This is a genomic window from Endozoicomonas sp. SCSIO W0465, from assembly GCF_023716865.1.
Lineage (GTDB): Bacteria > Pseudomonadota > Gammaproteobacteria > Pseudomonadales > Endozoicomonadaceae > Endozoicomonas.
In genome coordinates, this window is record NZ_CP092417.1 from 7,209,591 (window position 1) to 7,220,701 (window position 11,111).

Below are 11,111 nucleotides of genomic sequence, written 5' to 3' on the forward strand. Positions count from 1 at the left end.
GAAGACGTGCAGATACTTTTTTTAAGAGGGGAGGGCAAGAAGCCTATCGGCCATTGTCGTTAATGAGGTTACCCGACAAGTTTACTCAGATCCCACACTTTTATGGTCCCGTCATCAGAGCAGGAGACCAGCCGGCTATCGGGCAATAGCATGACAAGCTTCACGTTCCGGGAATGCCCATGCAGTGACACCACGCATTCCTGCCCGTCGGGCTTGCTCAGGTCCCACACATTTATGGTTCCGTCAAAAGAGCAGGAAACCAGCCGCCCATCGGGCAATATTGAAACACAGTTCACCTCGCCAGTATGCCCCTCAAGAGTCACCACGCATTGCTCTCCGTCGGGCTTGCTCAGATCCCACACCTTTATGGTGTAGTCATAAGAACTGGAAACCAGCCGCCCATCAGGCAATACCGTGACAGAATTGACCTGGTGGGTATGCCCAATCAGCGTCATCATGCATTGCTGCCCGGTGGGCTTGCTCAGATCCCATACTTTTAAGGTACGGTCCGCAGAGCAGGAAATCAGACGCCCATCAGGCAATACCGTGACAGAATTGACCCAGTGCTTATGCCCAATCAGCGTCATCATGCATTGCTGCCCGTTGGGCTTGCTCAGATCCCATACTTTTAAGGTACGGTCCGCAGAGCAGGAAACCAGCTGCCCATCAGGCAATGCCTTGACTTCGCTAATAAACGCGGTATGCCCAATGAGCGTTGCCACGCATTGTTCTCCATCGGGTTTGCTCAGATCCCACACCTTTATGGTGTAGTCATAAGAACAGGAAACCAGCCGCCCATCAGGCAATACCGTGACAGACGTGACCCCGTTGGTATGCCCGCTCAGCGTCGCAACGCATTGCTGCCCGTTGGGTTTGCTCAGGTCCCATACTTTTAAGGTATGGTCACGAGAGCAGGAAACCAGACGCCCATCGGGCAATAACCTGACTGTGTTCAACCTGTCAGTATGTCCAATCAACGTCAGCACGCATTGCTGCCCGCCAGGCTTGTTCAGGTCCCACACCTCAATCCTGTCAAAATAGCAACAAACCAGCCGTCCATCGGGCAGTGGCGTTAATGATTGCAGCAAGCCGTTCTTCAGGGTCAGCACAAGGATTTTCCGGGGATCAAAAAATGACACTAATGAGTTCACCAAGCCTTTCGGGGTCAGCACAGGGGTTTTCACGGTAATACCCAGAGACGTCAGGTATTCATTACTTACGTATCGATGATAAGCAAGCCGTAATAAAGGGTCATTAATTTCATTGCCAGGAACTGCGGGTATATCTCTGTTTTCAATTATTTTTCTATATTCTTTCGAGGCAGAGCCATAATATCGAGCGGAGAGAGTTTTCAGCCGTCCTTCGGTGATAAAAAGTGAAATAAGTTTAAGTCGTTTGCTTGTTAGAGCCAGGCTGCCCAAATCAGTAAAAGACAGTTTTTTAGCAATGTTAACCAGAAGCTCATTGGGCAATGCGAGTAAAGGTGACACATCTTCCATGGGAACAACTGAAACCCCCACCGGCGTTTTTTTTCCTGGTGGGTCGTCAGACGGGTTAGTTACCCTGTGGTAGTGAGTGGAAACGGTAGTATTATTAGCAATCTTATCAATCATAATTAGCAATCTTATCTGTCATACCAATTTTGACCAATAATTGGTTCTATAGTTCCTCTTTGAGCATGAAATGATTAGCTTATCTGAATTGCGCCAGAACACTCACTGACCAAACAGAACAAAAAAGCCATTCTTTCCAATATCCAATGGCAATAAACCAACTGTTAAGAAGGGGGCTAAAATCCATCCGCCCACCTGCTTGTGGCGTGGCTGAGTTCATTCCGTCGTTATCTCATTCAGCGTCCATGGCTTGCTCAAATCCCAAACCCTTATGATCCTGTCATCCGAATAGGAGATCAGTCGACCATCGGCCAATACCTCGACCAATTCCACTCTGTCCCTATGCCCAATCAGTGTCGCCACGCATTGCTGCCCGTCGGGTTTGTTCAGATCCCACAATTTTACGGTCATGTCAAAAGAGCAGGAAACCAGCCGACCATCGGCCAAAACCGTGACAGACTCCACCGAGAAGGTATGCCCACTCAGCGTCACAATGCATTGCTGCCCGTCAGGCCTGCTCAGATCCCACACCTTTATGGTTTGGTCACTGGAACAGGAAACCAGCCGACCATCGGGTAATACCGTGGCAGATCTAACCCAATCGGTATGCCCACACAGCGTAGCCAGGCATTGCTGCCCGTCGGGCCTGCTCAGATCCCACACCTTTATGGTCTGGTCACAGGAACAGGAAACCAGCCGGCCATCAGACGATACCTTGACTGAGAGTATTTCGTCGGTATGCCCACTCAGCGTCGCCACACATTGTTGCCCGTCGGGCCTGTTCAGATCCCACACCTTTAAGTTTCTGTCAAAAGAACGGGAAACCAGCCGCCCATCGGCCAGTGCCATGACGGCATTCACCCAATCAGTATGCCCACTCAACGTTGCCACACATAGCAGTCCACCGGGATTGCTCAGTTCCCACACCTTTACAGTCCTGTCGTCAAAGCAGGAAACCAGCCGCCCATCAGGCAATGATGAAACCAAGAACCAAGGGAGGGGTACATCCAGATCCAGTGTCGCTACACATTGCTGCCCATCGGGCCTGCTCAGATCCCATACCTTCACGGTCCGGTCACAAGAGCAGGAAACCAGCTGACCATCGGCTAATATCGTGACAGCATTCACCCAATCGGTATGGCCATTCAGGGTTGCCACACATCGCTGTCCATCGGGATTCCTCAGATCCCACACCTTTATGATCCAGTCATCAGAGCAAGAAGCCAGCCGTCCATCGGCCAATGACGTGACAAAGTTCACACGGCCAGTATGCCCTCTAAGCCTTGCCTCACAGATTTGCCAGGCATTACTTCCGGGAGAAGCCAGGTATTTATTGCTTACGAATCGATGATAAGCAAGCCGTAATAAAGGGTCATTAATCTCATTGTGCGGAACAGCAGGTATATCCCTGTTTTCAATTATTTTTCTATATGCTTTAGCGGCAGGACCATAATATCGTGCGCAGAGGATTTTCAGTCGTTCTTTGGTGTTTAAAAGTGTAATTAGTCGCTTGCTTGTCAAAGCCAGGTTTCTTAAATCAGCGAAAGGCAGACAGTTGGCAATATGAACCAGGAGCTCATTTGATAATGCCAGTAACGGTAACACCTCGTTTGGGGGAACAACTGAAATCCCTTGCGCCGTTTTTCCTTCTGCCGGGTTGTCAGGCCGATAGATAACCCTGCGGTGGTAAGCGGGTGCAGCAGTATTGTTAGCGATCTTATCATTCATACGACCTCTGACCAGTAAACAGCTGTGTGATTCTTTGCCGGACATGAATTTATTAGCTTACTTGAATTCATGTTATATCACTCTGCTCACCTGTGGCAGGAAACATACTGACCAGTGGATAGAATAATAAAAAGCTTTACCGATCACTTCCCGATACAGAAGGACGAAAAGATGCGACCAAGCAGATCATCACTGGAAAAGGTGCCGGTAATCTCCCCCAGGGCTTTCTGGGCAAGACGAAGATCCTCTGCCAGCAGCTCGCCTGCGCCAAGGTGCTCCAGTTGCTGTCGACCATTCTCAAGGTACTCGCCAGCCTGTCGTAACGCTTCCAGATGGCGGCGCCTGGCAGAAAAGCTACTTTCCATAGCCCCTTCAAATCCCATACAGGCTTTCAGATGCTCCCTGAGAGCATCAATACCGTGCTCATTTTTCTGATCATTACAGGCACACAGACGTATAACCGGAACACCATCAACCTCTGAAGCTCCGGGCAGTTCGCCCGTCAGGTCGATTTTATTGCGAATGATCGTCAGCTTCTCCGGTACTGGCAAACGGTCGGCAAACTCGGGCCAGATCTCATGAGCATGGGTTGCGTCGGTTGATGATCCATCCACCATCAGCAACACCCGGTCAGCCTCTTCAATGGCTTTAAAAGCACGCTCAACACCGATTTGCTCCACCCGGTCATTGGTTTCACGCAGACCGGCGGTATCAATCACATGAAGAGGCATACCATCGATATTGATATGCTCTTTCAGTACGTCACGTGTCGTTCCGGCAATATCGGTAACAATGGCGGTATCCCTGCCAGCCAAAACATTCATCAGGCTGGATTTTCCGGCATTGGGCCGACCGGCAATCACTACGGTCATGCCATCTCTCAGAATCGCTCCCTGGCCTGCTTCACGAATAACTTCACCAAGCTGTTGTGAGATGCTTTCCAGCTCACCGGTGAATTTGCCATCGTTCAGAAAGTCAATTTCCTCTTCCGGGAAATCAATGGCAGCTTCAACATAGATTCTCAGCTCAATCAAAGCTTCAACCAGTGCATTGACCCGTTGAGAGAAGGCGCCCTGAAGTGAGCGTAAGGCTGAACGTGCTGCTTGCTCTGAAGTACTGTCAATCAGGTCGGCAATGGCCTCAGCCTGGGCAAGGTCCAGTTTATCGTTTAGGAAAGCTCGCTCGGAAAACTCCCCGGGATTTGCCTGACGGATGCCAAGAGCAAGAATACGTTTCAGCAACATATCAAGGATAATGGGGCCACCATGTGCCTGAAGCTCAAGCACATCCTCACCGGTAAAGGAGTTGGGATTGGGAAAGTAGAGCGCTATGCCTTCATCCAGGACCGAGCCATCAGCATCATGAAATGGGGTATAGTGGGCAAACCGGGGCTTAGGCTCCAACTTCAGTACTTCTCTTGCCACACGAATGGCATCAGGACCCGACACCCGGATAATACCCACACCACCCCGACCGGGGGCCGTGGCCTGGGCGGCAATGGTATCCTGGTGAAGGTTGCTGAAATCAGACATAACAAGCCATCGGTAACTGCTAAAACGAGGGCATAGTCTATGCGTCGAGGCTGTTTTAGTACAGGGTCACGAACGTATATTGCGGGGCAATTTCAATTGGCTATTATCACGAAGCTTGTTGATATCTCTGTTGATAAAAGCATCGGGGTTGAGTTTATAGATCGCTTTCATCAATGACGTCCAGTTGTCGTATTCCGGAAACTGGGGGATGAGCTTAATGGCCACCATGCTGATGGTATAACCTTCAGGTACTTTGTATACGGGTGTCTTACTGATTCCGGATAACAGCGAATTACTGATTTTCTGGTATGAAGGAGCTGTTACCATCCCCGTCGTTTCCTCTGATCTTCTTTCGCTAATTTGTTGACCTCCATTACGCTCAGCAGCTTTGGCTGGTATCGAGGTGCTATCACTGGTCTGCTGACTGGCTTTTTTCTCTGGCAGCTGCAACACCGTCCCTTTTCTGAGCGCGCCAATATCATTATTCACAAACAGTGAGGGGTTCAGCTTTGCCAATTCCTGGAGTAAATCATACCAGCTGTCAAACTGTGGATAATCAGGTATCAGTTTATGTGCAATAGCCGCAAGACTTTCACTTTCCGTGACCTTATAAGTGGTTTCTGCTCTGTGTTGGACAGGCTGCTTTTTCGGGGAGGAAAGCTGCTGCCGGGCAGGCTTTGCTAACGTCTGACCCATTTTTTGCGGCTTAGTGTGATGATCAATAGTTACTGCCTGTGCTGCTGGTCGCTCTTCAGTGGGAGAGAGCATCGTTCTGACTGGCTTTGTAAACGTCAGCTCGTTTTTTTCCGGCTTACTGTGATTATACGTGTTGTATTTTTTGCTTTCTGGTTGCTTCTGAGACACTTGCTGAATTTTAGCCCCAATCCCGGATGCATCAGAATCGGGGATGATCAGAATTTCATTAGCCCGAAGCTTGTTTGGATTTCCATCAATGAAAGCCTCGGGGTTCATATGAACGATTTGTTCCATCATCCCTTTCCACCCGACAGGCTGTGGGTATTTATACTGCATCCTCCAGGCAATCGAACTGACATTATCACCCGCCACGACCCTGTAAAGATGATCATAATGATCGGCTTCAGGGAGGTTTAACACTGTGCCTGCCGGTATTTTGTTAATATCACCATTGATAAATGCGTCAGGGTTATTCTTCACCAGCAGCTTCATTACCCCCTTCCAGCTCGTTGAGACTGAATAAGCTTTGCTCAGCTCCATGGCTATTGTGCTGATCGTGTCACCTTTGGCAACCCGATAGGTTTTCTGCCCTGCCATCGAAGAGCGCCTGTAACTTTTACGGGTGATCCGTTCAGTAACCGATTTATCGGCTGTCTCTGCCGGATAGTTTTTCCTTGCCTGCTCATAACCTTTTAATTTCTGGCGCAATGCTTCCAATGCCTTCTTTTTGGCAACTTCAGCAGAGATCTGAGAAGATGAGCCCCCTTTATTGGCCGGTTGGTTGCCAGAAACCTTATTGTCACGACTCTTTGCTTGTTCATACTCTTTCAACTTTTGGCGTAATGCTTCCAGAGCCTGCCTTTTGGTAATGTCATCCGTTGTCATTGAAGAGGTGGTATTCATGACAACTTGTGGCTTTTTCCCACTGTTGCTATCTAACAGATTAAAAGCAATTTGCCGTCCGGTTTTATCGGAATGAATTTCATAGATACCATAGGCCTTTCTTCTTCCTGCCGAAAACTTAACCACCGCTGTTAAGTGTTTTGCATCAATGTCACGACTCGAATGAGCCCTGACCACCGTTTTTTGGTTGCCATTAGCCAGTATGTCAAATCGAAGGCCTGCAACCTGCTGATTATAATCGATGCCTTGGCGGTAATAGTCCGTAATAGAGCCTAACTGAACGGTCAGATTATCTTTACCAGCAAGCTCTTTTGGAAGATCCTTGATAATGATTGTTGAGTTCAGGGAATTGCTGTAGGGAATGTTCGAAGGTGTTTTCTGGTTCTGGTTCTGATTCTGTGCAATGACTGGTTTCTCTGAAGTCTCTGTGCGGGTAGCCTCAGATGCTTTTACAGTAGACTTTTCAGCTGCTGCCTGGGTGACTGGCTGAGTAGACCCGGGTAATTTCAGCTGCGCATCAGCCCGCAGCTTATTGATATTGCCATTGATGAATGCGTCTGGATTCAGGGATGCCAGCCTTTTCATCAGGGTTCGCCAGTTGGAAACCTCTGGATATAAGGGTAACAAATCCATGGCTATTCGACTGATACTCTGACCCGTTGTTACCTGGTAATACCTTGTTGAAAAACGATTAGAATATTCTTCAACTGACCGGGGGTTACTGGCTTCAGACGGTAATGCCATGACCTCGGAAGGTGGTATCCTGGCAACAGATGTTGATGGTCCTTGAGCTTTTGGGTTGAGGTGCAGCTTTTCTGCAGGCTTATGATCCGTGTTAAGAAGGTTTAATGTAACCTGTTGTTGGTTATTGGGCGTCAGCTTGAAATCATAGATCCCATAGATTTTCTGATTTCCCACCGTCAACTTGACAACCGCCTTCAACTGACCGGAGGTAATCTCCTTTACAGAGCGAACAGTGATCAGCGGCTTCCCATCACGATCTCTTGCCACTTTAAACCGCAGGCTGGCAACCTGCTTGTCATACTCAATATTGTGACGGTAGAAGTCGGTAATGGATCCGAGCTTTACTTTAAGCTTCTTATTGGCAAGTTCTGACGGCAGAGCATCAATGGCAATGGTTGCATTAAATAATTGGTACTGATCGGTACCAAGCGTCATATACCCCAGTTCAGGATTAGCCGATGCGCTCCCGATAACACTGCTGACAATGGCTGTGCTTATCAGTTTTTTAATCATGCTGCTGATCTTATCCAGTTAGCTCAAGGTGGGAAGCCTCTGTTACTAACTGTTTATCGGTTCAGCCGTGAGCAACTGTAGAAAATTCAGGCGCTATTGTTTACGACATCAGAATAATGATGGGCAGGTATTTTTCAGCAGAGGAATGTATTGAGGACAGATTGAGCAGAGGGTAACGAAGCAGCCTTGCAAGAAGAAAGCTGCTTCGCAGAAGGCTCTTAGCCTTCTTTTTCGATTTTTTTGGTAATGATGTACTGCTGGATAATCGACAGAACGTTGTTGGTCACCCAGTACAGAACCAGACCCGCCGGGAAGAACAGGAAGAAGAAGGTGAAGATCACCGGCATCATCTTCATAACTTTAGCCTGCACAGGATCTGGCGGTGTCGGATTCAGCATCTGCTGAATGAACATCGAAGCTCCCATGATCAGTGGCAGGATAAAGTACGGATCCATCTGGGAAAGGTCGTGAATCCAGCCAAGCCATGGTGCCTGACGCAACTCCACGGATTCAAGCAGTGTCCAGTACAGGGCAATGAATACCGGCATCTGGACAAGAATCGGCAGGCAGCCCCCCATCGGGTTAACCTTCTCCTTCTTGTACAGCTCCATCATGGCCTGAGACATTTTCTGGCGATCATCGCCATACTTCTCTTTCATCTCCTGCAGCTTTGGCCCCAGTTTGCGCATTTTCGCCATGGACCGGAAGCTGGTGGCGTTCAATGGATAGAATACCGCCTTGACCAGTACCGTCAGCAGAATGATGGACCATCCCCAGTTGCCCACCAGAGAGTGAATCCACTTCAGGATGGTAAACAGTGGCTGAGCCAGGAACCAGAGCATGCCGTAGTCAACGGTCAGCTCCAGGCCATCCGACAGAGACTTCAGGTTTTCCTGGTTTTTGGGTCCAACATACAAGGTTGCCCCGGTCTCAATGGTTTCACCTGGCTGGACAACCATGGCATCGTCATAGAAGCCAACGAAGTTGTAGCCATCTTTGTTCTGCTTGGTGTAATACTGATGGGCTTTCTGCTGATCAGGCACCCACGCACTGACAAAGTAGTGCTGGAGCATGGCAGCATAACCACCCTGAACCCGCTCAGCGAATGGCTTATCAGAAATCTCATCAAAGGGCAGCTTGGCGTAAGGCTCATCATTGGAGCGAACGGCCGCTCCCAGATAAGTATTCATTGGCGCCTTTGAATTAAGCTGACTCGGGTCTTCTGAGTTATCCCGTTTCAGCTGCGCATAAAACTGGTCACGCCAGACCTTGTCACTGTTATTCACGATGGTGTAATTAACCGTGACGTCATAACGGTTACGGTAGAAAGTAAAGCTTTTGGTAATGTCGACACCATCCATATTCTTATGGAGGTCAACCGTCAGCTTGTTTTCACCATCTTCCAGTGTGTAATTGGCCTGCTTTACCTGGTAAACCCCGCGGAGGTTATTCGCGTCCGGGCCATCGGTTTTGGCCAGTGCACTCTGTGCGGTGAAGACACAGGTGATTTCTCCCTGACAGTCCGGGCTGTTGACCAGAAGCTGGAAAGGAACGGTTGGTTCTCCATCTTCAGGCAACCAGGCAGGGTATTGAGGCAGAGTCAGGCTGATGATATCACCACCGGCAGGATCAATCAGCGCATCAATCGTATTGGTCTTGACGCTGATGAGCTGGGCAGAGGGTTTCGCTGCGCCATCATCCGTGGAAGGTATTGAACTGCCATCCTTAAGGGAAGGCATATCAGAGCCAGCTTGGCTGCTGGATACGGAGTGAGCGACGGATGCCGACTTCGGCGTACCGGGATAGTCTTCATTCCATTGCTGCAGTGTTAAAACACCGACTACAGCAATAGTGCCGATCAGGAGTGTTCTTTGGAAATCCATGAGTTCCGGGCCACACATTCAGGTGAGTGAATATGATTGTCTGATTGTGTCCGATGATTACCAGAATCGTTTTCCGGTACCGGGTCAAATCCTCCTGGATGCCAGGGGTGGCACCTCAGTAGTCGGAGCAAGATAAGCTTGCTACCAGTCAGAAAACCATGACGATTTAAGGCTTCCAGGCCGTAGGCAGAGCAAGAGGGGTAAAAGCGGCACCGGCTGGGCATCAGAGGGCTCAACGCATAGCGATATATCTTGATCAGCCCGATCAATAATGCTCGGGGGATATTTGCTAATCTGGCCATAAACATGCCTTCATTCTGTCGAAGCCGTCAGCTCCATTAGAAAAGCCTTCAGCCTTATAAAGCCTTGAGCTTATTAAAATACCCTCTGTGGGCAACAGCCTCAGGCAGTCAATGCTCAAAAGTGGCTGTTTGCATAAGAAAGCTTTTTGAGCCTGGTGGAGCCGAACAGGAACAACCGCTGGGCTTCCTGTTGCATTACTCTGGCATATTCGTTCAGGTTGGATGGATATCAAGCCCGGCCAAACATTATGCCGACGCTTCCCATTCGTGCAGCCTTCGTTTCAACTTTTGCCACTGCTGGTTGAGTAGCTGGTTCAGATCACGATCATTCAGATCACTGAAACCTTTCCGGACTAAAACGACAATATCCAGGTTACCGACTTCATCCTGTTGCAGACGAAAGGTTTCCCGGATATGACGTTTGGCCCGGTTTCGGCCAACGGCAGTACGAATATTTTTTTTGGCAACCACCAACCCCAGTCTTGCACGGCCAAGCTCGTTGGCTTTTGCCAGTATCAGAAGCGGTCTGCTGGATACCTTGATATCCGTTGTATCAAATACCTGTTTGAAATCAGCCGAGGAGCGTAGCCGTGATTCACGACTAAAAGATAAGCTCACACTGATGCTCTCTATTTTAGCTACGGCGTTATTAGCCACGGCGTTTAGCCACAGGCGTTGATCAGGCTGACAGACGCTTGCGTCCCTTGGCTCGACGACGGTTGATTACCGCACGGCCATTCTTGGTAGCCATGCGCGCACGGAAGCCGTGGTTACGCTTGCGCTTCAGGTTGCTTGGCTGGAAAGTTCTTTTCATCGTGGTTACTCGTCTTAATGGACTTACAAAAGACGGGCATTCTAAGTAATTGCAGGGTTAGCGTCAATTTGCATTGGTCAAGAGGCACCGAATTACTGCCAGTTATTTCCCCTACTTTTCCTTTATTGCCCATATATAAGAAGAAAGGGTCATTTTAGACATCATCGAAATCACGTTGCTTTATAAATAGTTAAATAGAAGTGTTATCTTTTATGCGATGATGTTTTGATATTGATATGATTATTAAGGAAGAGGTTTGCTGTGGATAACTCATGCTATCCCAGTAATACCATGCCTTACAGGCTGTGTACTTTCTTGTCAACATCCCGCATGTATGTTGTTGCTTTGATCTTGATCTCCTGTGGGTAAGTGTTGCTGTTATC

8 protein-coding genes are annotated in these 11,111 nt (G+C 48.8%); all 8 read right to left on the bottom strand.

The genetic code is table 11. The annotated features are described in order from the left end of the window. Nucleotides 1-68 precede the first annotated feature (68 nt). A complete protein-coding gene (locus MJO57_RS32595) occupies nucleotides 69-1,613 on the bottom strand; it encodes an F-box/WD40 repeat-containing protein (protein WP_252021867.1) in 1,545 nt (514 codons plus the stop codon). Between the two features lie 216 nt (nucleotides 1,614-1,829). After that, nucleotides 1,830-3,386, bottom strand: a complete 1,557-nt coding sequence (locus tag MJO57_RS32600) for an F-box protein (RefSeq protein ID WP_371924732.1) — start codon at nucleotides 3,384-3,386, stop codon at nucleotides 1,830-1,832. Nucleotides 3,387-3,484: 98 nt separating this feature from the next. Next, on the bottom strand, nucleotides 3,485-4,873 hold the full coding sequence (gene mnmE / locus MJO57_RS32605) for a tRNA uridine-5-carboxymethylaminomethyl(34) synthesis GTPase MnmE (RefSeq protein WP_252021878.1): 1,389 nt from the start codon (nucleotides 4,871-4,873) through the stop codon (nucleotides 3,485-3,487). A gap of 66 nt (nucleotides 4,874-4,939) precedes the next feature. Further along, nucleotides 4,940-7,729, bottom strand: coding sequence for a LysM peptidoglycan-binding domain-containing protein (locus MJO57_RS32610; RefSeq protein WP_252021880.1), 2,790 nt, complete (start codon nucleotides 7,727-7,729; stop codon nucleotides 4,940-4,942). Nucleotides 7,730-7,947: 218 nt separating this feature from the next. Continuing rightward, nucleotides 7,948-9,630, bottom strand: coding sequence for a membrane protein insertase YidC (gene yidC, locus MJO57_RS32615; RefSeq protein WP_371924733.1), 1,683 nt, complete (start codon nucleotides 9,628-9,630; stop codon nucleotides 7,948-7,950). Next, complete coding sequence (gene yidD / locus MJO57_RS32620; protein WP_371924735.1) at nucleotides 9,588-9,920, bottom strand: membrane protein insertion efficiency factor YidD; 333 nt, start codon at nucleotides 9,918-9,920, stop codon at nucleotides 9,588-9,590. Before yidD ends, yidC begins: the two co-directional genes overlap by 43 nt. Nucleotides 9,921-10,160: 240 nt before the next feature. Further along, nucleotides 10,161-10,532: a ribonuclease P protein component gene (rnpA, locus tag MJO57_RS32625; RefSeq protein WP_252021884.1), complete on the bottom strand. Its 372-nt coding sequence runs from the start codon at nucleotides 10,530-10,532 to the stop codon at nucleotides 10,161-10,163. 61 nt (nucleotides 10,533-10,593) lie between these two features. Next, complete coding sequence (gene rpmH / locus MJO57_RS32630) at nucleotides 10,594-10,728, bottom strand: 50S ribosomal protein L34 (protein WP_081622094.1); 135 nt, start codon at nucleotides 10,726-10,728, stop codon at nucleotides 10,594-10,596. Nucleotides 10,729-11,111 lie beyond the last annotated feature (383 nt).